This is a genomic window from Pseudophaeobacter sp., assembly GCF_048267565.1.
Taxonomy (GTDB): Bacteria; Pseudomonadota; Alphaproteobacteria; order Rhodobacterales; family Rhodobacteraceae; genus Pseudophaeobacter; species Pseudophaeobacter profundi.
Genome location: NZ_JBLWXG010000019.1, coordinates 1 through 22,401, shown reverse-complemented (window position 1 = coordinate 22,401; position 22,401 = coordinate 1). Strand labels below are relative to the sequence as shown.

Annotated in this window: 26 protein-coding genes; 4 read left to right on the top strand and 22 right to left on the bottom strand. The window is 59.9% G+C overall.

Annotation, left to right across the window (positions count from 1 at the left end):
• Positions 1–57: 57 nt before the first annotated feature.
• The 10 genes from ACN0VH_RS20330 to ACN0VH_RS20285 all read right to left on the bottom strand — a co-directional run bounded on the left by ACN0VH_RS20330 (position 58) and on the right by ACN0VH_RS20285 (position 10,188).
• Positions 58–2,376, bottom strand: a complete 2,319-nt coding sequence (locus tag ACN0VH_RS20330; protein ID WP_417702380.1) for a hypothetical protein — start codon at positions 2,374–2,376, stop codon at positions 58–60.
• A 75-nt stretch (positions 2,377–2,451) separates the two neighbouring features.
• Entirely contained in the window at positions 2,452–4,623 is a 2,172-nt protein-coding gene (locus tag ACN0VH_RS20325) for a hypothetical protein (protein ID WP_417702378.1), read from the bottom strand.
• 1 nt (position 4,624) lies between these two features.
• On the bottom strand, positions 4,625–5,044 hold the full coding sequence (locus ACN0VH_RS20320; RefSeq protein ID WP_417702376.1) for a DUF6950 family protein: 420 nt from the start codon (positions 5,042–5,044) through the stop codon (positions 4,625–4,627).
• Entirely contained in the window at positions 5,041–5,619 is a 579-nt protein-coding gene (locus tag ACN0VH_RS20315) for a hypothetical protein (protein WP_417702374.1), read from the bottom strand. The genes ACN0VH_RS20320 and ACN0VH_RS20315 overlap by 4 nt, the downstream gene beginning before the upstream one ends.
• A 3-nt stretch (positions 5,620–5,622) precedes the next feature.
• The gene (locus tag ACN0VH_RS20310) at positions 5,623–6,330 is read right to left on the bottom strand and encodes a hypothetical protein (protein ID WP_417702372.1); all 708 of its coding nucleotides are present in this window, start codon (positions 6,328–6,330) and stop codon (positions 5,623–5,625) included.
• Positions 6,330–8,453 (bottom strand): phage tail tape measure protein, encoded by a 2,124-nt coding sequence (locus ACN0VH_RS20305; RefSeq protein WP_417702371.1) that lies wholly within the window; start codon positions 8,451–8,453, stop codon positions 6,330–6,332. The genes ACN0VH_RS20310 and ACN0VH_RS20305 overlap by 1 nt, the downstream gene beginning before the upstream one ends.
• A 12-nt stretch (positions 8,454–8,465) precedes the next feature.
• Positions 8,466–8,738 carry a phage tail assembly chaperone gene (locus tag ACN0VH_RS20300; protein WP_283801423.1) on the bottom strand — a complete coding sequence of 91 codons (273 nt, stop codon included), beginning with the start codon at positions 8,736–8,738 and terminating at the stop codon, positions 8,466–8,468.
• A 53-nt stretch (positions 8,739–8,791) separates the two neighbouring features.
• Positions 8,792–9,208, bottom strand: a complete 417-nt coding sequence (locus ACN0VH_RS20295) for a hypothetical protein (RefSeq protein WP_417702367.1) — start codon at positions 9,206–9,208, stop codon at positions 8,792–8,794.
• A gap of 10 nt (positions 9,209–9,218) precedes the next feature.
• Entirely contained in the window at positions 9,219–9,716 is a 498-nt protein-coding gene (locus ACN0VH_RS20290; RefSeq protein WP_417702365.1) for a hypothetical protein, read from the bottom strand.
• A gap of 49 nt (positions 9,717–9,765) precedes the next feature.
• Positions 9,766–10,188 (bottom strand): DUF4128 domain-containing protein, encoded by a 423-nt coding sequence (locus tag ACN0VH_RS20285; protein WP_417702363.1) that lies wholly within the window; start codon positions 10,186–10,188, stop codon positions 9,766–9,768.
• A gap of 18 nt (positions 10,189–10,206) precedes the next feature.
• On the opposite strand from ACN0VH_RS20285, the gene ACN0VH_RS20280 reads away from it, so the two are divergent.
• Entirely contained in the window at positions 10,207–10,401 is a 195-nt protein-coding gene (locus tag ACN0VH_RS20280; protein WP_417702361.1) for a hypothetical protein, read from the top strand.
• Here the strand turns inward: ACN0VH_RS20280 and ACN0VH_RS20275 are convergent.
• The 4 genes from ACN0VH_RS20275 to ACN0VH_RS20260 all read right to left on the bottom strand — a co-directional run bounded on the left by ACN0VH_RS20275 (position 10,379) and on the right by ACN0VH_RS20260 (position 13,213).
• Positions 10,379–10,834, bottom strand: coding sequence for a hypothetical protein (locus ACN0VH_RS20275; RefSeq protein WP_417702359.1), 456 nt, complete (start codon positions 10,832–10,834; stop codon positions 10,379–10,381). The genes ACN0VH_RS20280 and ACN0VH_RS20275 overlap by 23 nt on opposite strands.
• Positions 10,834–11,892 carry a putative phage head morphogenesis protein gene (locus ACN0VH_RS20270; RefSeq protein WP_417702357.1) on the bottom strand — a complete coding sequence of 353 codons (1,059 nt, stop codon included), beginning with the start codon at positions 11,890–11,892 and terminating at the stop codon, positions 10,834–10,836. Before ACN0VH_RS20270 ends, ACN0VH_RS20275 begins: the two co-directional genes overlap by 1 nt.
• Positions 11,893–12,333: 441 nt before the next feature.
• Complete coding sequence (locus ACN0VH_RS20265; protein WP_417702355.1) at positions 12,334–12,726, bottom strand: hypothetical protein; 393 nt, start codon at positions 12,724–12,726, stop codon at positions 12,334–12,336.
• Between the two features lies 1 nt (position 12,727).
• Complete coding sequence (locus tag ACN0VH_RS20260; RefSeq protein WP_417702353.1) at positions 12,728–13,213, bottom strand: DnaT-like ssDNA-binding protein; 486 nt, start codon at positions 13,211–13,213, stop codon at positions 12,728–12,730.
• A gap of 39 nt (positions 13,214–13,252) precedes the next feature.
• Between ACN0VH_RS20260 and ACN0VH_RS20255 the strand changes: the two genes are divergently transcribed.
• Positions 13,253–13,813: a hypothetical protein gene (locus ACN0VH_RS20255; RefSeq protein WP_417702351.1), complete on the top strand. Its 561-nt coding sequence runs from the start codon at positions 13,253–13,255 to the stop codon at positions 13,811–13,813.
• A 17-nt stretch (positions 13,814–13,830) separates the two neighbouring features.
• Here the strand turns inward: ACN0VH_RS20255 and ACN0VH_RS20250 are convergent, their stop codons facing one another.
• From ACN0VH_RS20250 to ACN0VH_RS20235, 4 genes are read right to left on the bottom strand one after another with little or no spacing between them, the layout of a single operon-like run.
• Positions 13,831–14,187, bottom strand: coding sequence for a hypothetical protein (locus ACN0VH_RS20250; protein ID WP_417702349.1), 357 nt, complete (start codon positions 14,185–14,187; stop codon positions 13,831–13,833).
• Between the two features lie 2 nt (positions 14,188–14,189).
• Positions 14,190–15,215: a major capsid protein gene (locus ACN0VH_RS20245; protein ID WP_417702348.1), complete on the bottom strand. Its 1,026-nt coding sequence runs from the start codon at positions 15,213–15,215 to the stop codon at positions 14,190–14,192.
• A gap of 14 nt (positions 15,216–15,229) precedes the next feature.
• Entirely contained in the window at positions 15,230–15,595 is a 366-nt protein-coding gene (locus ACN0VH_RS20240; protein WP_417702346.1) for a head decoration protein, read from the bottom strand.
• Positions 15,596–15,599: 4 nt separating this feature from the next.
• Positions 15,600–16,724 carry a DUF2213 domain-containing protein gene (locus tag ACN0VH_RS20235; RefSeq protein WP_417702345.1) on the bottom strand — a complete coding sequence of 375 codons (1,125 nt, stop codon included), beginning with the start codon at positions 16,722–16,724 and terminating at the stop codon, positions 15,600–15,602.
• Positions 16,725–16,757: 33 nt separating this feature from the next.
• Here ACN0VH_RS20235 and ACN0VH_RS20230 point away from each other — a divergent pair, with 33 nt between their 5' ends.
• The gene (locus ACN0VH_RS20230) at positions 16,758–17,159 is read left to right on the top strand and encodes a hypothetical protein (RefSeq protein ID WP_417702344.1); all 402 of its coding nucleotides are present in this window, start codon (positions 16,758–16,760) and stop codon (positions 17,157–17,159) included.
• 47 nt (positions 17,160–17,206) lie between these two features.
• Here ACN0VH_RS20230 and ACN0VH_RS20225 read toward each other — a convergent pair whose 3' ends face one another.
• The 4 genes from ACN0VH_RS20225 to ACN0VH_RS20210 are packed head-to-tail and all read right to left on the bottom strand — an operon-like array spanning position 17,207 to position 21,415.
• The gene (locus ACN0VH_RS20225; protein ID WP_417702342.1) at positions 17,207–17,635 is read right to left on the bottom strand and encodes a hypothetical protein; all 429 of its coding nucleotides are present in this window, start codon (positions 17,633–17,635) and stop codon (positions 17,207–17,209) included.
• Between the two features lie 43 nt (positions 17,636–17,678).
• Positions 17,679–19,502 (bottom strand): anti-CBASS protein Acb1 family protein, encoded by a 1,824-nt coding sequence (locus ACN0VH_RS20220; RefSeq protein WP_417702340.1) that lies wholly within the window; start codon positions 19,500–19,502, stop codon positions 17,679–17,681.
• 7 nt (positions 19,503–19,509) lie between these two features.
• On the bottom strand, positions 19,510–21,021 hold the full coding sequence (gene terL, locus ACN0VH_RS20215; RefSeq protein ID WP_417702338.1) for a phage terminase large subunit: 1,512 nt from the start codon (positions 21,019–21,021) through the stop codon (positions 19,510–19,512).
• A complete protein-coding gene (locus ACN0VH_RS20210; protein ID WP_417702336.1) occupies positions 20,933–21,415 on the bottom strand; it encodes a terminase small subunit in 483 nt (160 codons plus the stop codon). The genes terL and ACN0VH_RS20210 overlap by 89 nt, the downstream gene beginning before the upstream one ends.
• On the opposite strand from ACN0VH_RS20210, the gene ACN0VH_RS20205 reads away from it, so the two are divergent.
• Positions 21,414–21,683, top strand: a complete 270-nt coding sequence (locus ACN0VH_RS20205; protein WP_417702334.1) for a protein-tyrosine phosphatase family protein — start codon at positions 21,414–21,416, stop codon at positions 21,681–21,683. The two genes, ACN0VH_RS20210 and ACN0VH_RS20205, sit on opposite strands and share 2 nt — an antisense overlap.
• Positions 21,684–22,401 lie beyond the last annotated feature (718 nt).

The window sequence follows — 22,401 nt, the reverse complement described above, 5'->3', positions numbered from 1 at the left end:
CGTGCAGTTCTCTCAGTTTGGGAAACGACAACGATCTCCGCCTCTACGAGGCATGGTCTAATCCATAGATCCGTAGAGCTCCGCCGAAACGACCTCGAACGTAACGTCATCGGAACCGCTATCTCTCCATGTGTAGATATGAAGTGGCTGGTCGGCGGACAGGTCAATTGCAGAGGTCTGATAGAATGTCTCATCGATAAACGACAAACGCGACGAGCCGGCCACAATGTGCATGAAACTCTTCTGCGCGGTGAGTGACGAAGCAAACACCTCAATATCAATCACGATATTGCCAGACGCGCTGCTATTGGTGTGCAATGATCCCGCAGCGAGGAAATTGCCACCGGCATAGAGGCGAAACGCCATAAGACGCCCCGATGCAGAAGCACCTTTGTCGATCGAACCCGCAGCTCTCACCTTTAGGCGGCAACGCTCATCCCTCAGCGCTCCCCCAGGAAGCGTTGCGAAAGCATCGACATGCTTTTGGTAGCTTCCTAGCGTTGCCGGTGCGGGCGTAGTGGCCAGCGAGCGCCCTAGGAATGCTGTCTGCCCGATGTTCTCGACGTCAGCATAAAAGTTACTATCAACACGACCGGAGAATGAGCCCCATTTGAAGTCCCGGCCATTGCCTGAGTAAACAGCGGTTCCACCGTCCAGCAACCACGACCCACCGTTTCCTTCAACGCCAACATTGTTGTTGCTGTATTGGGTGCCAGGCGTGTTCATCCGCGTGCCATAGGCCATGAAGAGACCCTTATCGTTCCCATCCACAAGGCAATAGTCGATGTGCCCTTGGCAATTCTCGGATGCAAAGACCCCATACACGATCCCGCCACCAATATGCGAACCGTCTGTCTCAGCAAACGCTCCACTGCCCGAGTAGACCGTGCTGCCGGTATAGCCGATAGTGCAAAGGCAAAAATCCACCATTAAGACATTGGCATATCCGCCATTAATCGCCTTGCCGTAGCGCTTAATCAGTCGCGTATGGACGCGAGAGCCGATATTGAAATAGTTGCCATCCAGCCAGACGTTGTCGAGGTACATATCGCTGAAGTCGGTGTTCAGAATGCCATACTCCCCCATGGCATTGAACCCGATGATCTTCATGTCTTTGATGCGAATATAGGAGCGAAAGCCGAAGTTCAGGCCAACGTTTCGGACCGCAGACGTGCCATCAATAATCGCCGTGGGCTCATCTCGCGTGACTTCCGGCCCCTGAATGAGAACCCGGTTCAGCGATGTGAGACCGAGCGGCCATTTTGCACCCTCTGTGACAGTACCTGCCGCAATGTTGATGTTCCAGAATCCCTGAAGAACCGGCCCATATTTAGCGAGTGTGTCGAACGCCTTTTGAATCGTGGCGAAGGGCGTGCTTACAGTCAGCCCATCATTGCTGTCACTGCCGGCAGGATCAACGAAAAGGTTTGACGGCAACGCCGCCTCAATTGCATCCCAAAACTCTGGAACGTCTTCCGCCTCAAGGATTGAAAGACCAGCCGCCCCCGGATTAACACCATTCAGGTCACCAGCATTGCCCGTACGGGAGAACACCACCGACAGCAGCGCAGCATCGGTCAATGCCGCCGCCCCGGAATGCCCCGACACTGCAATCTTCACATAGCCGGCGGCGTCCGTTGTGCCGGTCACATCATAGGTGGCTTGCGCCCCGCTCGACGGCTCGGTGAGGATCAGATAGCCCTTATGCGTGCTTGTGCTGTTCGTCAGCCCTGCAAGGAACGAAGCGACAGGATCGCCACCGGCGGAGACCTTGGAGACGAACAGCTCTGTTGCCGCCGAAAGGTCGGCCGCATTGGCTCGCAGGTTGCCGGCGCCGGGGTCTTCGTCTGCAGTTCCGGCTTCAAAGCTCCACGACAGACCAGAACCAGACACTCCCTGCGGACCACGGATATCGACAGCTTCAGCAATGTTCGCAGTGAGGCCAGCCGCGCCTATATACCCGATCAGATCCGGTTTCTCACCGTCGCCGCCGATCCAGTCATAGACCTCCAGCAACCGCCGCGCGCCATCGTTAACGACGCGGAAGAGCGGAGACCAGCCCTTGTCGCCCTGGAACGGAACGGGAGGCGACCAGTCGCCACTGGCAGCACTCTCCTTGATGAAGGCGACAGTAGAACTGGCCCCTGCTCCATCGCCATCGATGCTGAGATAGACAAAGCCTTCGGCCTCACCGTCATAGGTTGATCGGTCAGCATAGAGCCCGACGGCATCAACCGAATTGAACGAGCCCGCCTTGAACAGGCGCTCAACCTCGGTCGCCCAAACCTGCACGTCGCCATTCAGAACGCTGCGCAGGAGCCCTGCCGCGTCGGTCGGTGAGAAAATGTCATAGCCACGCTTGGTCCAGACGTTCATGGGAGTCTCCGATTTTTGGATAGGCTTCGCCGTCCGAGGCGCGCAGGCCTCGGTGGCTGGATCAGGGATCAGGAATTACGGGTTGGTGTTCGGATCCTGCGGGATCACATAGGTGAAGGTCGCGGTCGGGCTCGGGGTGCCGTTCGAGGTGTAGACTGTGGCCGTGATCGTCACGTTGATCGCAGCCGGCCCGTTCGAAATTGTCCCATCAGCGGTGTAACCAAGCCCCGGTCGGGTATCGCCGTCATAGCCGGGTGTGATCTCTGGCTGATTGGAAGAAAGCACAAAGCGCACGGCATTCATCGCTGTCGAATACGCCACCACCTCGAAGGTGTAATCGCCCACGCCGTTGTTCGTGACCTGCACGTCAAGATAGGGCTCGGTCGGCACTGAATTGTCGATCTGCATATCCGGCACATTGACGACATCCGAGAAGTAGGATGCCTCGCCGTCTCCGTTGAACCAGCGGACACGGAACTCGGCTTCCTTGCCGATGGTGTTCACGGCCGCATAGGCGAACTGGCCGTTGGCGCTGTATTCGGTCATGCCCTGCCAGGTATCGGGAAGCCCGCCTGTATACGTCCTGTAATTCGCCTCTGCGGTGCTGCCACCGGCAACACTGGAGAAGCGCATGCGGGTCTCATACGCACCGCCCGGATACTGCACGACAGCCGTGGACGCCACGCTGGGCTTGTCCAGATCGCTCTCAATCTGGAATTCTGGCAGAACCGGCGGTGCAGGAACCTCCATCGTCTCCGGATCCCACGGGATTGAAAGCGCATCCGGGATGATGTGGAACGCGATCTCGCATTCACCGGCGCTATCGTCCACGCGAACGGGCTGCGTGCGCGCCCGGACCATGATGCTGGCCCCATCCTCCCCGACATCCGGGATCTCGATAAGTGCCGTGCGCTTCCCCCATGCAGCAACGCCGGCCATGGTGGTTTTGATGACGCCAAAGTCAGTCCGGGCCATGAGGAACAATCGACGCGCGATCCTCTGCGCCTGACTGGCATCGCAGCAGAAGATCAGATCGACCGGGAATTCCTGCTCGCCATAGACATCGATCTCATGCTGCACCCTCGCCCAGGGCGCGCCGGTAAGATCAATCTCGGCCATCTCGAAGCCACGCTCGGGCGAGAAGTAGCGCAACTTGCAGACATTCGGACGCTTCGCCCCTTCCGGCCCGGCCTGCGGAAACCGATCGATGATGTGCCGGTTCAGGAACGTGATCTCGGGTTCCGGCCAGTCCTCGATGAACGCAAGAGCCTCTTTGCCGTCGCCGGTCTCCTGCACCTCAAGGCCAGCGCTCTCCAGCATATCCTCAACGATGTCGTAAGTGAGCGGCCCTTCCCATCCGCCCGAGAGCTGACAGCGCGGCGCAGTTCCCATCAGAGTGGGCACCAGCGCTTCGCCCTGCGTCACGACGGGTTCAATGGCATCGAAGTCGATGTGCGTGTCCCGCATACCCGGAAGCCGGCGCCACCAATGCAGGACATGCAGAACGCCGTTGATCGACCATTCCGTCGAGTTGTCACGCGGATCGTAGAACTCGCCAACTCGGGCTGTGATCTCGACGGACTTGATGCCCCCCTGAAACAGACGGAGGAAGCGATCACTGCCAGTTCCCGGATTAATCGCCTCGATCAGCGTCTGCGCGATCCCACGAACACGATGATCGGCCGTCCAGAGCGACGGGAAATCGCCCACAAGCTCCGGCCAGGCCGTTTCAGAGCCATTTCCGACCTTTGTCTTCAGATAGAGATTGGAGCCACCACTGCGCGCCCACGGCGGCGAAGTAACCGCGCCATCAGGGTCAACTGTGACTGAGAGTTTGTCGTAGAAATACTCCTCGATTGCAGAGAGCGGACCAAAGCAGTGCAGCAGCAGTCGATAGATGTCGTAGCCAGCCGTATTGCCAAAAGCCACCGTACCGGCAAGACGCACGCGACCAAAGGCATAGCGCCCCGGCCCCTCTTTGCCCTGTGTGGTGTTCTTGATCTCGTTCGGGTCAACTGACGGCTGCCGGCCGAACAGCGCTGCCTGTAGCGCCACCTGGGCGGCCGTGACAGCGATACCAACCGTTGCAAGACCGATTGCAGCAGCCCCCACGGTTGGCAGCAGAGCCCCCGCGCCAACTGCCAGGAATGCCGAGATCACCGCCGAGCCAATCGCCACGAAGGCGTAGGCAGGCGAAAGGGTCGCCAGCATGATGCCAGCGGCCAGAACAACAGCTCTGAATTTCATGTCAGATTTGCCAGCTTTTCACGATGCGGTGCGAGCGGACGCCGAGGACGCGAACGCCCTCCACTGCCCGCCAGATAAATGTCTGGCCGTGCAACCAGATGCCTCCGGCATGACCGAGGCTGGTATCGATAATGCCGATGTCGCCGATTTCGGGCGTGTCGTGACTCTCAACAAGTCCAAGCTTGCGCGTGATGGGTTTCCAGACCTCGACCAGACCACCAGCGTCAGCGATGATGCGCGCCGCCGCTTCCTCAGTGTCGTAGAACGGCCAATCGAACTCCCGACCGGTGACCTCGGCCACCCATTGGGCAGGCAGCGTCGAGCAATCATCGACACCCCACTCGACCGGCTTGCCCTTGAGAGCATCAACGATGGCGCGCAGGCGCTCGCCGCGCCCTCGCTGTTCGGCCGTTGGCGTCATTTCTTGTAATCCTCGATGATCGGCGCGTTGATGAAGTCGAGTCCCTTGTCACCGGGAAAGCGTTGTCGCTGACCGGCCGGTGACCACTGCGCCCCGGCGGCCGGGAAGTTCAGTCCTTCCCAGATCGACACAATGCGCAACTGGATTGCCCTGACAGCGGCTCCAACGAATGCGAATTTCGGGGCGGTGATCTTGCCCGGATAGAGCTTCCTGAGCCCAATAACCGCCTCTCCGGTTTCGGCATCGAACGTCGCGAAGTAGAGGTCGCACTGCGCGCCCTCGACCGCATGACGGTCATCCCACACCGTCTTGAGGAATTCCCGGTTGGCACCCGAAATCACAACGTCAACGGCTGGTGCCTGCCCAAAGCGCGGCTCCTCAATCGAGCCAACCGAAACAAGCTGCCCGCCGAATGGATCACTGACGCCCTCCCACACATGCCCGCCGATCTCGACCGGCCCCAGCCCCGTGTGCAGACGGCGTTCACCAGACGGCAAAACGACATGGGCAAACCATGCACGCTGGATATGCGGCCCAGACAGCTTGTCGAGGTCTTCAGCGATGTAGAAGGTCATGGATCAATCCGCGAAATACTGCCGAACGTAGGGGTCAATGATCTCGGACAGCTGCACGCCCTGCCCCTCGGTATGAACGACGCCGCGCGCCAGTGATGTGCCGCCGGGCACAGTCTTCATGACGAGGGTTGGATGCAGAGTCGCGAAGTCGTCGGTGGTGAGTGCTTTGCGCAGACGAGGCCATATCCGATACTGACCCGGCGCAATCACCTGCGTGATCATGTACAGGCCGAAATGGAACGGCATGAACCCGAGATAATCGCCAATCCCAAGCTGGTGACCCCAGAACGCATCCGAGATGGTCACGACGCCGCTGTCATAGGCGGATGCCGAGGCCATCGGCACAATCGGGTAGGAAGGCCTCCAGCCCTTTCCATTGCTCCAAGGTTCGCCATTCGACCAAGCCTGCTGAACGAAAGGCCCAACAATCCCAGCCTCTTGTGGCGTCAACATATCGCCATCGATGAACTTGAAGCGGGCAGCATTCACACCCTCCATGAGTGAGGTCAGGAAGCCGCGTTCACGCCGGGCCTCGCGCCCCATCTTGAGCGTGAAGTCAAGGCGAAAGGAGACCACATCACCTATGCCACTCCGTGTTTGCTCAGACCCGTCCGAGGCAGTCGTCGTACCGGAGTTGCGCGCATTCGGCCCGCTGGTCCACGTGACCTTGGTAAGCCGGATTGGCTCGGGAAAGTCGACAAGCCGATACATCAGAACGGGCTCCTTGGTCTGATCCTGCGGACGCGGCGCTCTTCGTCCCGACCGTCAATCCGCGCATCAAAGCTACGGGATACCCGCGCACTGGACGCCGCACTCTCTTCACGGGCAACCGGGCGGGATGCTCGCTCAACCGCTGTGTCAAAACCGCCATCGGCATCGAAGCGTGAAACGAGCTCGAGACGCATAGGCTGATCTTTTGCTGCCTGACGGGGCGCTGAGACACCAAGACGGCCATCAGGACCACGGCGCAGCGGCATGATCGCCTCCGGCCCTGCCTCGCCCATCAGGCCAGCGCCATTTGCCATCGGGAATACCGTTGGCCGGTTGACCACGCCACCATTGGCGAACGGCACGACGTTGCCCTGCGTGATCACACCGCCATGCGAGAAGCCGAGAAGCCCGCCGAGTAGCCCCTGAACGAAACCACCACCGAACAGGCCCGGATTGAACTGCATCATGAGCTTCATGGCGACGGACAGAGCCTGTGACAGCGCATCCTTCCAGCTCAATGTGCCGTCGATGAGCCCTTTGAGGATGCCGCCGGTCTCTCGACCTGCGTCCTGAAGTGCGTTCTGCATGCGCTCCATCTCTTCCGTAAGCCCGTTCCATGGATCTTTGGCGTCGTCGGCTGCACCCTTCAAAGCCTTGCCGGCGGCTCCGGCTTCATCCTTCACGCCCTCGAGCGCGTTCTGGACGGCTCGTACGCTCACCGCATCAAAGAACCCACCAAGCGGATCGCTTCCCATGATATCGGACACAGCGGCATTCCGATTGGCCCATATGTCGCCAAGAGCCGAACTGGTGCGCCCACCAATTTCGGCCAGCTGACCGCCCAACGCCGAGGCTGCGCCTGCGTAGGGGTTTTCGATCCCGCCGAATTCGATCTGGTCGAACCCGCTGATATCCACCCAGTCTGGCAGCATCGCGATGAGTTTGTTGAGGCGAGTGATCGCGCCATTGATCATATCCTCGACGCCCTGAACCACACGATTGGCAGTCGAGTAAACAAAATCTCCGAGCGCGGCGGGAAGACCCGACCAAACCGCGACGACAGCCTCATAGCCGCCGGCGAACACCGCAGCTATGGAATCCACCACCGCATTGACGTCAACGAATGCGGCGTGAAACGAATTGATGATCAGATTGCCAAGCCAGATCGTTTTATCCGCGACCCAATCCCATGCAGCACCGAACCACGGAGCCATGGCTTCAACTGCCGGCCGGATCGTCTCGAAGATGCCATCTCGAATGACCTGGAAAGTGGCCAGCGCGACATCACCCATGCCGACCGTGACATCCGACACCTGATTGATCTCATGCGTAATGCCAGCAAGTGCGGCGCCAGCCATACCGGCAACGGCAGCAAGGGGCCCCATCCACCGGACAAAGCTCGCGACCTGAACCGCACTGTCCTTGATGGCCTGATTGAAGCCGCCTCGCCCCATGTAGAGCTGACCGATCTGCGCGACCTGAAAGCCCAGGTTCTGCAATGCGTAAATGCCCATCGTCGGCGCAGTGGCTAAGGCCTGACCAATGTCGATCAACTGGAAAGAAAGCTGGCGATTGTTGTGCATCGCGATACGGGAGGCCTTCGCCATCTGCAATGTTGCCGTCGCCGCGACGTTCGCCCCTGCTGCGGCCAACTGATATCGTGCATTCAGCATATCGAGTGCCGCTGCCTTCTCCTGGGCATTGATAGCGCCGATAGCGTGTGCTCGATTTAGGTCGTTGAGCTCTCCTTCATACGCCTTCGATGCGGCAAACACCGGATTGTACTTTGCGCGGAGTCGATCCAACTCGGCACCAAATGCTGCGATGTCTTCAGCGCGCGAGGCATAGTGCGTAGCTCCCATGCGTGCTTCTGCTGCAGTGAGCTTGGCAATAGCCATTGCGTGCCGAGTTACTGCAGTTGCGGCGTTGTCATTCGCCTGCTCAACTTGCTCAGTCGCACGCCCTGCGGCATGACCAGCAGAAACGAACCGACCAAGTTCGTCCCTAAGCCGCGCTGTCTTCTGTTCAACGTGGCCGGCGCTGGTGGTCAGGCGGTCGAGATCGACGGCAGCACTTTTGACCTGAGAGGAATCAACCTCGAAGCCAAGGCGAGATACCGACATGGCAGGTGACCTCTATCCAAACAGGGCTTTGACGAGTGCGGGCGTTACCGGCTGACCTTCAACGACTTCCGGCTCTTCTTCTGGGTCTCGGCCGAGCCAACGGAGACGGATGATTTCCATCTCATCGAGCGCGCGGATTTCCCAGGGCTTCAGGCGCGTGCCGGACACCCGGCACCACGCATCAATCTCGGTCGGGCTGATCGCATTGGCCGAGTAGCCATTGCTACTGCGCCGCGCATCAAGTCGCCAGAAAGCCCACCAGAGCCGTTCGGCCACCGTAGGCACGAATGGCCTACGCTTGTCGTGGACTGCCTCCAGCGCTTGGCAGAGCGCGGCGATCAGCCCTTCGTAAAACGCGCCCGGTTGCCGGCAGCCTTGTCGACCTGCTCACGAATAAAGCGGTGCCGGCGATAGAGCTTCTCCGCGTTCTCCTCGCTGAACTCCAGTTCCTGCCCGTCGAGGATGATGTTGGGCGCCCAGCCCATCGTCAGCTTGGCGAGATACCGGATGCCGCGCTGTGCAGCCTCACGTGCCTTGAGCCGCGTCAGGTTCTCCTGCTCGATCAGTTCGTCGGCAAGCTCTTCCTGTGCGGTCTGGGCGCGTTCACTGTCGGGACCGGCAGCGCGAATGGAGAAACCCATCGGCGTCTTGCCGTCCGGTCCCACAATCGCGATCTCAATGCCGGCTTCGTGCTTGGCCTTTGCATCATCGAAGGACGACAGATCGACGGCCTTCTTCTCGGTTTTTGCGGTCATGCTTTGCTCCTTACGCGCCCGTGCTTGCCGGGACAGCGACGACGTTGCTGTTGATTTCGACGGTGGAGTTCATGCGCCGCGGATCGTTAGCGCCACCGCCTGCCCGCGATCTGGACATGACCATGCCAATGAACAGGGTTTCGGACGGCGTGGGAGCGACACCGGTGGGCGGCGTGTCGTTGTAGACGACGCGGAACGGATAGTTGTCGTCGGTCTGTTCGGCCGCGACCAGAGCCAACTGACCGGGATCGTCAGCAACGACATCGAAGACGTTCTCCATCGAGCCCGCATTGCGCGTGCCCTTGGCCTTCTTCGTGCGCTTGTTGCCGATCTGGTCAGAGGTAACGAGCGTGGCGGCGTCACCACTTGCCCCCATCGTCACCCAGCCTTTGACCTCAACCCAAGTCACTGCATCGAAGTCAGTTGCGATGAAATCATCGTCCTGATCTTCGATTGCAGCGCTACCGATGAAGAACTTGCAGCCCGCTACGGGATACATCTTCGCCATGACAGGCTCCTATTCTGATTGAATTGCCTTGCCGAAGGGCTTGAAACGGCTAGTGGAAACACTCCCACTGAATAGTCACCGGGATATGCACCCGGCTATCTTCCGGAAGCATGTCAGCGACGGTCGGGCGCTCCATAACGCGCACCGTCACATCGTCCTCCGTCATCTGGTGATCGCACGGGAAGTGAGCAGCAACCTGCCCCGCGATCTCGCGCGGTCGAAGCTCCCCCTCGTATTGCCCCTTGGGCCAGAACACGCTGACCTGGAGCAGTCCGAGGTAACGATGCACTCCATCAGAGGCGATCCACTGCCTCTGCGTGACATTCGGCACGAACTGGACGCGCAGATACTTCTGGTTCTCCGGCGGCGTGAAATCGACATTGGGCCACGCGATTGGCAGCCCCAGCGCCGACAGGCCGCCCGCCCGCGTCATAAGCGCTGCAAAGATCCGACCTTCCGTTGTTGCGGCCATTCCTATACCTTCCCCGAGATGTCCGAGAAAAAGCCCCTGTCAGACGATGAGATCGAGACAGTGCTGCACGAGATGATGCGGCAGATCGTTTCGTTGCGCGCCGAGACGGAGATCGGACAGGAGGCCCTGCGCACCGCTCTGGTCGGCCCCTATGGCGCTCTGATGCGCATGGAGCGCCGGAAATCCGGGTCTACAGACCAAGACGCCCCTTGAGTTCACCTTCCTTGGCCGCGACGATAGCCGGCCAGCGCTGCGCAACCATCTGCACCCACGGCCGACCGGCCAACCTTGATGTGCCGAAATGGACGAAGCCGGCATAGTTCGCCGTGTAGCCCACATAGAGCGTCTCGCCGAGTTCCGCCCCAGCGATCACAACCGTGATTTCGGCCAGGTAATCGGCGTCCGGAACTCCCTGCGGCCGATCCGCCAGCGGTATCGATGTTTTTGACACTCTCACAGATGATCGGAGAAAACCCGTGCGCCGATAATTCGGACTGGCCGGGGCCTCGTAAACCATCTGCGTTAGGAGCCGATCAACCTCGGCAACCAGTTCTTGAACGCTCTCCTTGAAGATCGCCTCTGTTGCCCCCTCAACCGCATGGCACCAGTCGGCCACCGATGCAGCGAAGCTATCCCCCTGGGCCATCAGGCAGCCCGCGCCCTAAATCGGCGCTCCACCGATGCGAAGTAGTCGATCCTGAACGAGAAATGGCACTTGCAGAAAGCCTTCTCGCTGATCGGTGCATCAGACGCATGCGGATGCGCCATCCTCACGCCATTCGCAAGAACGAAGTCCTCGCTGTACGCCACGCTCTTGCCGTTCATGGCGCGGTGATGAAGCCTCGGGTTCTCCTGCGGCGTATGATGCCAGACCTTCGTGACCGCATCGGCATCAATCTTCCCTGCCGCGATCTGCTGGCGAATGGCTTCAGTGCGGGCCTGTGAGATGGCCTCCTGTGTCTCGTTCTGCGCCAACATCTCGCCCCTGAGAGCCAGCAGCCGGTCAGCATAGCGCCCAGTGATCCGATTGACCGTGTCCGCGTCGAGCGGCTGTTCCTCGCGGATTGCCTTCATCACGGCACGATCAAAGCGCCGGTCACGCCGGCCCCTCGTCAGGTAATGGCGCATGGACCGAACATCGCCCGACAGAAGCTCTTGACGCGCTCGCCTGACGAACTCCTCCTGCGGAACCGTCAGGCCAATGACGCCACCAGTACGGCGGTTACTGGACCGATCCACGCGCCCCACGACACCCAAGGCCGTCTGTCGCGGGTTCTGTCCCTCGGCCAGCCCTGCTGCCAGATGCTGGCGGATTGCCTTGCGCTGATCATCAACGATCCGGGTGACGAGCGTTGACGAGTGATCACGCAGCCATGCCTCGGCCTCTGGATTGCGCAAACCGAAGCGGAACACCACGCGGTTGCCGTCTGGATCGCGGACCAGAGGCAGGTTCCCCACCTCCGCCTGGCCTCCATCCGCATAGGCATCAAACAGTGCCTGCTCGAAGCGAGAGAACGCCTCGCGCTCGATCTGCATGGCCTCGATAGCGCCAAGCACATCTCCCCGCTCCAGCCGCTCAACGACGATGCGCAGAGTGATCGAGTTGCGGATATCATCAATGGCCGACAGGAAGGCTGAGCGCAGCAATGGTTCGTGACGAGCAATCAACACCTCAATGCTACGTCGAATTGATGTGGTCACCATGCTCCACCGCTTTGCTAGAATTCTTGGACTGAAGGGAGGGTTGCTTCGTGCCGATTTTCGATCCGGTACTCACTGCGGTGTTTGTGTCGATCTTGTTGACCAGCACAGTCGTCGCGACAGCTGAGAACTTCGCTTCTGGTGACAATCCTTGGCCCTGCATGCAAAAGGGGTTCGCAAGTGGCGCTCTGGCCGGCGTTCTCGCAGTGATCTTCAAAGTCTTGCTCGGGGTGTAGCCATGGTCTTCAAGGAACCAGACACCGGCAGCCCACTCCTCGCGCCTCACTCACTCGCGCGGTACATCGTGTTCAACTTTGCGGCGGTGATCTTTGCGACATTCCTCACACTGGTGAGTTCTGTCGATCTCATCATCACGTCTGTCGTTGCCGTAGCAATTGCGACCTGGCTTTGTGGATACACATCACGGAATGTCAGGTAGAGCCGTCAGAACGCCACCTGCAGCGTCCACATCACGACAGTGTCGCCCGGCTCCAACGGATCGATCCGCACCACCTCGTGCGCCCTGCCCTTGATCACAATCTGATCGCGCTCGCACGGGGCGTTTGCGCTGTCTGGCGCATCTGCATAGGCCGGGATCGAGACGCCCTCGGTCGATATCAGAACCTTCTTGTCGGATGTCCCAATGAGTGAGCTTTCGCGCTCCTTGAGCGTGTATTCAGTCACCACGAGCGTGCAGGGATAATCGTTGGTCTCAGGCGTCGGGTTCCATGGATCGCCGCCGGTCATCGTCGTGCGGCGGATGGCGCCGGACTGACCGAACTTCTTGATCAGACGGGCAGCAGTGGCCCGAGACTTGGCATAGTTGAAGCCGGCCATGTCACACCACCATCATCGCTGGGAAGCCTCCCACCGGCGTCAGGAGCGGCTCGAGCAGCCCTTCCACAGCGGCAAGCAATGGCGTTGAGGCGGCAAGCGCATCCTGCCCTTCCCCACCGTCCATATACTCGGTCTCAAGCGGCCCCACCTTCTCACGCTTTACGCGCTCCGCTGCCACGACGACCGGATCAAGGCTGCCTGGGGACTGCAGCTCCTGAAGTGCCGCATGGTAGCTCGCATGGATCACACGCGCCGGCACGGCATCTGAAGCAATCACGTTGCCCCATTTGTCGTTCGCGTTCACACGCGGCCATGAACGGTCCTGCTCAATGCCGCCTACGGGCTCACCGGGGAAGCGCTCGCCATATACGGCATCGATATAGGAACTGCCCCGCTGCCGGGCGGCCGCAACGGTTCCGCTGGGAACTTCATATCCGTTTTCAGAGGCCCACTGCTGAAAGCCTGCATCATCGCCATAGCCAGCCATCAAGTCTTTCCCTAAGCTTGGAGAAAATGGGAGGGGAAAATGCCATTCAGAAGGTTTGCGAACCCGGAGACGAACCTGTTTCCGAAGATCGAACAACGATTTCGCGACGAGGGCGTGCTAACGCCCATCGATCTCTGGACGATACTGAAATGGAAGGCCAACAGAGCGGCATCGCGCCAATTGGCACGTCTCACTTCAGAAGGAGCAACATTCTCAAATCAAGCCGGTGCAATCTCGGCAGCGCTCAGCAAAGCAGATGAGCCACAAGGTCGCTTGGCTGTATTAATCAGAGACTTTGGGTTTCGTTTGGCCACGGCATCAGCCGTCCTTACGGTACTCAACCCCAAAGAGTTCACCATCTATGACTTTCGAGTTTGCGATGAGATCTTGCGCGCGGGAAAAGGCGACTTCACGAAGTTGAAATATCATCGATACACGTCCAGGCTCTGGTCCAATTACACGGCGTTCAAGGATGCAGCGATTGCCAGTGCGCCAGCGGGTCTGTCCCTTCGGGAAGTGGACCACTATCTATGGGGGAAATCTTGGGCGCGCGCGGAATCTGACAAGTTAGGATTACCGTTTGACGAGGGCGGCGTTTAACGGCCGCCCACTTTGTCCTACTCAGCGCGGTGAAGGTCGATAAATGCGGCCTGGTCTTCTTCGGAGAGCTCCGAGAACCCTTCCACATCTTCCTTGCGAAGGCTCTTGGTAACTTCCAAGTCGCCCCGCTTGACGACAAACCAGCCACGCCCCTTGTCCGCGACCTCGAACGGTCCAGTCAGGTCTTGTTTGCCGGACGCAGCGCCGATGGCCTTCACCTTGACGCCTTCATGCTCAAACGCCTCGATCTCCTCTTCGGTGAGTTCCTTGGCATCGACCAGATCAGCCTTCTTACCGGCGGGGACGACCGTGTGACCGCCCCTCACCTTGAACGCCTTCGCGACGTGACTTCCGTTCTTGACGTGATAGTCCATGATCAAGCCCTCACTGCCTTGCGGAGCACGTCCGGCCGCTGACAGAAGTACAGCGGGTAGCTGTACAGCTCGCCGCGCGTCCATGCCTGCCGGTCACGATCCAGAATGTTGATCGCATAGGTGTCCTGGCCCAGCGTGTTGATGAACGGACCGAACTCGGCCGGTGCCATTGCCTTCTTGAACACGTCACGCGCGCCCACCGGGAAGAACTTCGCCTCGTCGGGATCAATCGCGACGGTCGAGTTGTCGTCCGTACCTCGGTAGTTGTGCCAGGTGATCCCACCGAAGGGGAACGACTCGAAGGTCCGGTCTTCGCGAAGATCTGCCGCAGCAGCCCAGTTTAGATAGGTCTTCTCGACATCCGGGTGCGTGATGAGATCGTCGTAGAACGCATCACCAGCCAGAGCATGAACACGCGTTGCCGGCGTGAAAGCGCCCTTCGACGCGCGCGCCATGGTGCGGATCAGGTCGGCACACTTCTTGCGAAGCGCGCCCTGTGCCGGGCTGGCATTGGCGAGATCGAAGTTGATCGCCGCCGGCTCGGTCACGCCAAACTCAGTGAAGTAGTTGTAGATCACCGAGCTGCCGTCAGCATCAAGCAGAAGGCCCTGCAGAGCGCCAAGGCGATGGTACTCGTGCGTGAGTTCCATGTCGTCACGCACCGCTGCAGTACGCCGCAGATACTCGCTCTGGACCTGTGCGAACTCGGTTTCCGAGCCGAACGCACGGATACCCTCGACCTCATGGGCGTAAAGCGTGGCCCCCTTGGTCAGGCGCGTGGTCTGGAGAGGCACAGCGTTGCGCGGATCGACCTTCAGTTCCTCCGGCGGAGAACCAAGAGGGCTGGTGGGAATGAGCGTCAGCTTACCTTCGCGTCGATCAACGAACAGCGAGCGCGTGCGCACCGGCATCGGGTCGAAGATGCCGAGGGAGCCAAGTAGCTGCGGCTTGTAGTCGACCTTGTTGATTGCGCCGGTGAGCGAAACCATCGAGAAGGCCGAGCCCTTGAAAATGTCCATAGATGCCATTGGGTCGGCCTCCTTTAGCGGACGATGATGCCGAGAGCGGCAAGGTCGGCGTTGATCGTCGCCTTGTCGTTGTCGGTTGCACCGTTGGGATAGATGAGGTGAGCGCCGTTCACTTCGCAGTCGCGAACGACGATTGTGCGCTTGACCGTGCCGACGGCCTCCTCGAACAGGATGCCCGACACGTTCTCGGCACCGGTGGCGACAGCAGTGTCGAGCGCGACGAAGTTGCCGCCGGCGGTGAGTTTGCCAAGGATGGTGCCGGCGAGAAGGCCGGGAGCCGCACCAGCGGCCACAGTCCCCTCGTCACGGCTGCGGTACATGCCATTGGCTTCCGAAACGAGGAAGTTGGCAGTGCTGCGGTTTTCGTAGAGCGTGGCCATTGGATCAGGCTCCCTTCTTCTGAACACCGGCAGACGCGAAGACCGCATCGCCCCAGGCGTCATTGGCAACGATGGAGTGGTCCTGCGTCCGAAGCGCATCGCGAACCGTGTCGTTCGGCTTCGCGTCCTTGGTCAGGGCCTTGAACATGCCGGTGACCTCGGCGTCGGAGACATCCTTGACCGCCTCGTCACCAAGACGGGCCGTGACGACCGCCTTGCGGATGTCGGCATCCGACTTGCCGTCGGTGACGATCTTCTCGTCCACGGCCTTGGCTGCGGTCACCAGAGCCGCGCGATCAGCGACCATGCGATCGATGTCCTCGGGCTTCGGCGCGGCGTCCTCGAGCTTCTTCTTGTCCGCCTTGAGGGAGCCGATCTCCTCGTCCTTCTTGGTGATCTCGGCCTTGTGGGCGGCGTCGGCGTCCGTGAAGCGCTTCTCGGCGTCAGCGACGGCCTTCTGAAGCTTGTCGATGGCCTGGGCGCCCTGATCGGTCGTCTGGACCGAGAGACCGTCCACAACCACCGTGCGCAGATTATCCGGCATGTTCCGGTTCCTTTCGTCTGCTGTGGGTTGGGTGATCGGGGCAGCGCCCCAGGTATTCGCGCTGTCACCAACGCGAGCTTGCGAACCGGCTCGGGCCTTGTCGACCAGAGCCAGGTGATTGATGCGGATGGACCGTTGCACGGCGTCGTAGGGCTCGCCCGATGGCGTCACACCTGCCGTGAAATCGAAGTCCGCGACGTAGCCGGCCGACAGTTCCCGCTTGCCGCTCTCGATCTGACTGATCGCCGCCGCATCCTTGAAGATCAGTGGCAGCTCAATCCAGTCATCGACCTGCTTGGCAGCCGTGCTCACCTCGCCAACCGAAAGCGCCTTCCAGTTGTCGGCGGTGACCTGCTCGGACGGGTGGTTGATCGTGATCGGCGCGTGGCTGAAGCTCTGGAGGCTGTCCCTTGCGAAGACCTCCTCGGCAGGTCGGTAAACGCGCACCACTTTCATGTCCGGCTTACCGAGCTCGTCGCCAGTGTAGATCTGGATGCCGGCGCGCACGCATTTGGCCGTGGCTACAAGATAGCCGTCATCAGTCCGCCGCGTTCCCGCGACGGTTACAGCGTCGGTGAATTGCATGTATGGTCTCGCTCTCAAAGGGAGGGATCTGACGTGGCGGAAGAAAGCGATTTCCAGCTTCAGAATTCAGCGCAGGCGATAGAATATGGTCGTGAAACCATCAAAATGGCCGGCACATTAAATGGCGGTGCCGCTATCGCGGTAATCGGCTTCATCGGTGGGAAAGATGTCATCCCTTCCCCCGAGCTCGTTCAAGACAGCCTATGGTGGTTCTGCCTTGGACTAGTATTCGCTTTTTGCGCATCAGGCACCGGCTACGTCGCCCAAACTTGGTTCGCTGTCGGCAACGCGAGTCGTCAACGCGGGTCTAGCAAGGGAGTTCGCGCCGCGATGTTGACTTCAATATTGGGCATCCTGTTCGTGATCGCCTCATCTGCTTCGTTCCTACGTGGAGTGTACGTGGTATCCGCCGCAATTTTTGGCGGAGGCACTTAATGGGCGCGGCGGCTGCTTAGGTGGGTCAGCCGCCGACTGTGGCCTCGCTAACAGCGCAGCGGGCGGTGCCAGAATGACCAGCCAAGATCGCCAGTAGCTTCGGAGAGCGAGAAACGGCCAGAGGTTCGCCGTTTCAGGCGAGCCGAGCCAATGCTGACGCCGAATGCGGTCCGCGTGCGGCCATTGTAATCAGCAGAGTGGATGACCACAGCCAGACAGGACGGCCAAAGCGAGCGGCGCTCCAAGCCTCTTCCCGGTCCGAACCAGCTTTCAGGCGCGAGGCCCCAAATGCTGCCGCCGATCTGAAGGCTGAAGCCGACCGCCTGAGTCTGCGCCCACGCGGTTTCGGTCTTGCGGTATCGCCTCAGCCCGAACACGGGAGCGGCAACCGCTAGCACAACGATGACAGGCGCGGCGAGAATGAGAGCGACCGCCGCAAGCACGGCAAGTCCGCCGAAGATCAACCTTCGGAGCATGATGCGTTTCCATTCGTCTCTCGCCGGGAGCCGCCCGGCACGGTCAGTCCGTGCGAACCGTCTCGAATGTCTCCGGTCCCAGAATGATCCTGCCGAGATAAGGCTCGACCTTGTCCAGATCGATGTCCTGCGCGTTCCAGGTGATAGTGACGTGGGGCTGGTAATCCGGATAGTCGGTGACCGCCCCAAGCCGCTTGATGTCCTCGTGCCGCCATGTGAGGCGCGATGAAGCGAACTGCAGCACCACGGCATCACCGAACCGATCCATCAAGCGCGGCCCGCCGGGCGCAATGATCAGCCCGCCATCTTCCTCGGCCGACCACTCCGCAGCCTGACCGATCTTGATCCAGTCCAACGGTGTACGGGTGTACATGACTGTGACGTGCAAATCGTCCTGCACGGTTCCGAAGCCCTGCGCCTTTGCCCACTCCCTGATTTCGTCCGCATTCAACACGTCCCTGCGGATGTAGAGGGTGCGCGGCGCGGCATCGCTGGCCGCACGGCGTTCCTCGTCGCTCATCGGACCAGCAGCGGCGGCAAGGTCGTCCTCATCCTCTTCCTGCTCAGCCAGAGTGCCATACTTTCTGATCGCGCCCTCAAGACCGGACAGCGTTCCGTCCTCTACCAGTTCCGAAACAAAGGCATCGGACAGCGCCTCGACCGGCATCAGCGGGCTTTCCATCCCACCCTTGCCGGCAATGGTCCGCGCCGCGTCCGACTTGACCTTGAAGATCTCGGCCTTCTCCTTCTCACTCATCTGCCAAAGCGGGTTCCAGACATAGTGGATGCTGGGATCGCGCGAGCCGAGAGCGGAGCGGATCAGGCATTCATCCAGGTTCGAAAGCACAGGCTGCATTTCCAGCGTCTGGCTCGAAGCGATGCGGTCGTAGTAGTTGCGCAGATCGCTCTCGCCGGAGGCATTCAGCCCGCCCGGAGACATCCCAAAGAGCCGGGTCATCGGAATGTCGGCCGCTCCGCTGACGTTCTGGAAAAACCGGTCCATCAGATCAGGCAGGTTGGCGAAGTTGGCGGATTTCCTCTCGTATTTCTCGTTCCCGTCGAGGATGAGCATGCGGTTGATGCTCTTGCCCGTCGCCGCGATCCGATAGCGCTCAGTGACCTTCCTTTCGCCGTCAGGCGTCCCGACATAGGCCATGAGCCCTTCCATGGTGACCACATCGACGTTTGCCTCGAAGATCAGGCTGGCGATGTTGGCCGAGGTAGCGTCAGCCTGTTTGACCGCCTCCATGACGGAGGTGAGCACACTGTCGCCCCATGCAAAGGTGGAGCCCGACGTGATGTCCCGGTCGGGCATCTCATTGCCGATGAAGATCGCCAGTCGGGACGGATGCACCTTCGGCTGGGCAGATACGCCATTGACGATGGTGTAATCACGCGGCCGGCCATACTGCGGCGACAGCGGATCGGTCTCGATCTCGCCCGGCTGCAATTGCCGGGGTGTGAGCACCGTCAGGAACCGGAGGCCGCCCGCCCTCACCTTCTCCAGGTTCAGCGGCTGCGAAGCATCATCCCCGACGTCGAAATAGATCGCCGCACCACCGAACAGCCGCGCCTTCTTCCGCGCTTCCAGCACCTTGCCTTGTATGCCAAGGCGGGTCTCCTCCGCCTCGATCTTCTCGATCTGCGGGTTCTTGGCCTGCCACGACCGCCATGCACGGCAGCTGTCCAGCGCAGGAATGTCGATGATCTTGCGCGGCAGCCACGACGACCGATAGGCCGCAACAAGCTGCTGCAGGTCAATCGTCGGCTCGGTGTAGTAGACCGACGCCGCCTTGTCCCTTTCGGTCCCCAGCCCTGCAACCATGCTGGCGAGGCCATCGCGGACGAATGTCAGAACACTGCCCATAGAGGCCTCACAGATTGTCCAGGTTCATGCCGAGGAAGCCGCAGATATCGAGCGCGGCGTCAATGAAGGGGTCGACCTGGTCGTCAAACCCGCCATCGGGGAATGCCGCCAGCTCGCTTTCGAAGTCTTTCAGCCATGGCGCCGATTTAGGCAGTACGATCAGGCCCGTTGCTGCTGCCGGAACGACATCAAGCGCTCGGGTGTATTTGTCCTTCTCGCGCTGAAGAGCGATCACAGGGATGGCCTTGCGCGTGAGGGACTGGATCAGGCCGGTGCCCGACACTTTGTCTTCAATCGCCATCTTGCGCAGGTGTCCGTACCTGTCGGCCGGCCATTCGTTCCCACGCAGACGCGTCCACATGGCAAAAGCCGTCTTTTCCAGTTCAGGCGCTTCAAAGCGGCCGCGCACAACCTCGAGCAGGTATGCCTTGCCATCGAGGCCAGCGCCCCAGTGCTCGAAGACCGTGTAGTCGTTCCGCTCCTTGGTCTTCTGGGCGGTATCAACGTAGATCGCCCGCCATGACAGTCTGGGCAGATCATCATAGCGAGGCATCAGCCCCGGCTTGAAGAGATTGCCGCCCTCGACCGTTGGCTCCTGCGCATACTGGCCCGCGTAGACGTGCGGCGCATTCTGCAGGATCTTGATCTGCTCGCGGGAATGCTTTTCCTCCCACAGCGGCCCATCAGGTAGCCCGTGCGGGATCAGTGTCACCTTGCCTGCCGGCGGTTCCGCCTCACCATCGATCAGGACCGGCAGTTTCAGCAGGTGCCAGGTCTCGCCGCTCTCCTCCATCAGGTGCGCTGCAAAGTCATCCACATGCAGGCGCTGCATGATGACGATGACCGGCACATCCTCATGCGCGAGACGCGACTTGAATGTGTTCTCCCAGCGGGCATTGATGAACTTGCGCGTCGTATCCGATGCCGCGTCGTCCGGTTTGAGCGGGTCTTCGATGATCAGAGCACCGGTGAAGCCCGGCTCTGCCAGAATACCTGCACGGAACCCCGTAATAGGCTGGCCAGCCGCGGCAGCACGTAGGTGCCCGCCCGCCGTCGTTCTCCAGAGGCCTTTGGCGTTCTGGTCCGTCCGCATCTGCACCGGCCAGTGGGTCTGATACCCCGGCAGGCTGATGACGTCCTTGACCTTGGTCGAGTTGTCTAGCGCCAACGGCTCCGCGTAGCTCGCATGGATGAAGCGAGCCCGTGGGTTGATGGCAAAGCCGCGTGCGATGAAGTTCACCACCGCAAGCTCTGTCTTACCGTAGCCTGGCGGAATGTTGATGATCAGCCGCTTGATGTCGCCCCGGAACACCTGGTCGAGTACATCGCAGATCAGGCGGTGGAACTCCGCAACCGAAAACGGCTGCCCTTCCTTCTCCTTGAAGAACTTGACCGTGAAGGCGAGATGCGATGCGAGAAGCTGATGCCTCTCACGCTTGCGGTCCTCCTCGGTCCTCCTCGCTTCCTTCTCCTGCCGGATCGCCGTCAGCAATTCCGATCTGGACCAATGCGCGCTCAAGAAGGTCTAGCTCCTCATTGGTCATGCCCTTCAGCTTCGTCGGATCGATCGATGCGATCCTGCCGGTGTGCTGGTGCTTGGCCGGGGCATGCGAGCCCTGCATCTTGTTCGCTTCTGAGATCGCAGAGACGGCCACACGGGGGTCGTTCGCTTCGGATGCCGCGGATATCCTCTTGAGGGCAGCAAGCCTCTCAGCGGCGCTCCATTCGGCTTTCTCGGCTGCTTTTCCTTGCAGCTCAGACACTCGACGCTGCACGTTCACATTTGTTGACAAGCGCGATGCAGCGGATCGGCTCGGCTTATATCCGGCATCCACATAGGCATCAGCCGCGCTCTTGCCCTTTGCGAGAGCTTGGGCAAAGCTCTCGTGGCGTGGGTTTGGGAGAATGGGCATGAAGATCTCTGCAACCGGATATTCAAGATCAGTCGTTGGTGCACATACGATCGTTGACGAGGAGATTACCGAGCGGTCGATATCGGCATTGGAAGACGGTGTATTGATAGGAGTTCACTGCTCCCACCGTTTGGCGCTTAGCGGGTTCTTTTCGATCAAACTGAATCTGTCCTCATCGGAGATCGATCGACTGAGAATGGCAGGAACAGTCGAGCTACTTGAGCGGCGGATTCGTGAACTTGAGGCCGAAATCGAGCGACTGTCTTAAGCGAGTTCCCTGCCCTGGCAATTTCAGTCACAACATCCCATTGTTCGCGCGAAGGTTTCATGCTTGGCTTTTTTCAAGGACGGACACGTGATTACCAACGTTGATTGGCCCTGTTTGCCGGCGAGCACCGTTTATGGTTACCTATCTCTATTCAACCTGGGAGGACGGCATGCCGAATTATCACATTAGAATTACGAACGGGGATGGCATTGTTATAGAAGACGACCGAAATCTAAAAGAACTCGCAATCGAGATAGACAAATCCCCCTATATAGCAACAAAAGAACGCATTGTTACCCAAGGAAGATCCCCGATCATCAGAGATATCTTGATCTATAGCCATGCGATTGCTTCGCTTGCTTCAAGCGGGCGGTAGCATTCCGGCGAAACTTAACTACATACGCAACGTGGCGAGCGCGGCCACTGGGATAGGTGGCTCTCAATCGAGGTCTCCACATACGAGAAGCCCCAGCACATGGCCGGGGCGTTCTGATCCATTCTCTTCTGAAGCGGCGATCACCACCGTGAGCATTTGTCGCAGCGTGCGGCCATTTGTTCGCCGTTTATTAGGTCCGTTTGCGCGAGACCAATAAACAACCGGACATAAACTCATGCTGTTGCTTGCATGGAGGGCACTTGTCCTCGGCTTTCTGATCGCCGCTCTGGCACACGTTGCGGCGGCGATTACCGTCATGCTTTTCGAAGACCATCACACGAT

What these genes read in the sequence shown, in the direction of transcription:
- ACN0VH_RS20225 (WP_417702342.1), bottom strand. Translation starts at nt 17,635, where the DNA reads ATGCTCCGAAGGTTGATCTTCGGCGGACTTGCCGTGCTTGCGGCGGTC.
- ACN0VH_RS20315 (WP_417702374.1), bottom strand. Translation starts at nt 5,619, where the DNA reads ATGACCTTCTACATCGCTGAAGACCTCGACAAGCTGTCTGGGCCGCAT.
- ACN0VH_RS20325 (WP_417702378.1), bottom strand. Translation starts at nt 4,623, where the DNA reads ATGAAATTCAGAGCTGTTGTTCTGGCCGCTGGCATCATGCTGGCGACC.
- ACN0VH_RS20245 (WP_417702348.1), bottom strand. Translation starts at nt 15,215, where the DNA reads ATGGCATCTATGGACATTTTCAAGGGCTCGGCCTTCTCGATGGTTTCG.
- ACN0VH_RS20265 (WP_417702355.1), bottom strand. Translation starts at nt 12,726, where the DNA reads ATGGCCGGCTTCAACTATGCCAAGTCTCGGGCCACTGCTGCCCGTCTG.
- ACN0VH_RS20255 (WP_417702351.1), top strand. Translation starts at nt 13,253, where the DNA reads ATGCCATTCAGAAGGTTTGCGAACCCGGAGACGAACCTGTTTCCGAAG.
- ACN0VH_RS20290 (WP_417702365.1), bottom strand. Translation starts at nt 9,716, where the DNA reads ATGGCGAAGATGTATCCCGTAGCGGGCTGCAAGTTCTTCATCGGTAGC.
- ACN0VH_RS20275 (WP_417702359.1), bottom strand. Translation starts at nt 10,834, where the DNA reads ATGGCCCAGGGGGATAGCTTCGCTGCATCGGTGGCCGACTGGTGCCAT.
- ACN0VH_RS20280 (WP_417702361.1), top strand. Translation starts at nt 10,207, where the DNA reads ATGTCCGAGAAAAAGCCCCTGTCAGACGATGAGATCGAGACAGTGCTG.
- ACN0VH_RS20310 (WP_417702372.1), bottom strand. Translation starts at nt 6,330, where the DNA reads ATGTATCGGCTTGTCGACTTTCCCGAGCCAATCCGGCTTACCAAGGTC.
- ACN0VH_RS20210 (WP_417702336.1), bottom strand. Translation starts at nt 21,415, where the DNA reads ATGCCCATTCTCCCAAACCCACGCCACGAGAGCTTTGCCCAAGCTCTC.
- ACN0VH_RS20305 (WP_417702371.1), bottom strand. Translation starts at nt 8,453, where the DNA reads ATGTCGGTATCTCGCCTTGGCTTCGAGGTTGATTCCTCTCAGGTCAAA.
- ACN0VH_RS20285 (WP_417702363.1), bottom strand. Translation starts at nt 10,188, where the DNA reads ATGGCCGCAACAACGGAAGGTCGGATCTTTGCAGCGCTTATGACGCGG.
- ACN0VH_RS20250 (WP_417702349.1), bottom strand. Translation starts at nt 14,187, where the DNA reads ATGGACTATCACGTCAAGAACGGAAGTCACGTCGCGAAGGCGTTCAAG.
- ACN0VH_RS20205 (WP_417702334.1), top strand. Translation starts at nt 21,414, where the DNA reads ATGAAGATCTCTGCAACCGGATATTCAAGATCAGTCGTTGGTGCACAT.
- ACN0VH_RS20295 (WP_417702367.1), bottom strand. Translation starts at nt 9,208, where the DNA reads ATGACCGCAAAAACCGAGAAGAAGGCCGTCGATCTGTCGTCCTTCGAT.
- ACN0VH_RS20330 (WP_417702380.1), bottom strand. Translation starts at nt 2,376, where the DNA reads ATGAACGTCTGGACCAAGCGTGGCTATGACATTTTCTCACCGACCGAC.
- ACN0VH_RS20220 (WP_417702340.1), bottom strand. Translation starts at nt 19,502, where the DNA reads ATGGGCAGTGTTCTGACATTCGTCCGCGATGGCCTCGCCAGCATGGTT.
- ACN0VH_RS20260 (WP_417702353.1), bottom strand. Translation starts at nt 13,213, where the DNA reads ATGGCTGGCTATGGCGATGATGCAGGCTTTCAGCAGTGGGCCTCTGAA.
- ACN0VH_RS20320 (WP_417702376.1), bottom strand. Translation starts at nt 5,044, where the DNA reads ATGACGCCAACGGCCGAACAGCGAGGGCGCGGCGAGCGCCTGCGCGCC.
- ACN0VH_RS20240 (WP_417702346.1), bottom strand. Translation starts at nt 15,595, where the DNA reads ATGGCCACGCTCTACGAAAACCGCAGCACTGCCAACTTCCTCGTTTCG.
- ACN0VH_RS20235 (WP_417702345.1), bottom strand. Translation starts at nt 16,724, where the DNA reads ATGCAATTCACCGACGCTGTAACCGTCGCGGGAACGCGGCGGACTGAT.
- ACN0VH_RS20270 (WP_417702357.1), bottom strand. Translation starts at nt 11,892, where the DNA reads ATGGTGACCACATCAATTCGACGTAGCATTGAGGTGTTGATTGCTCGT.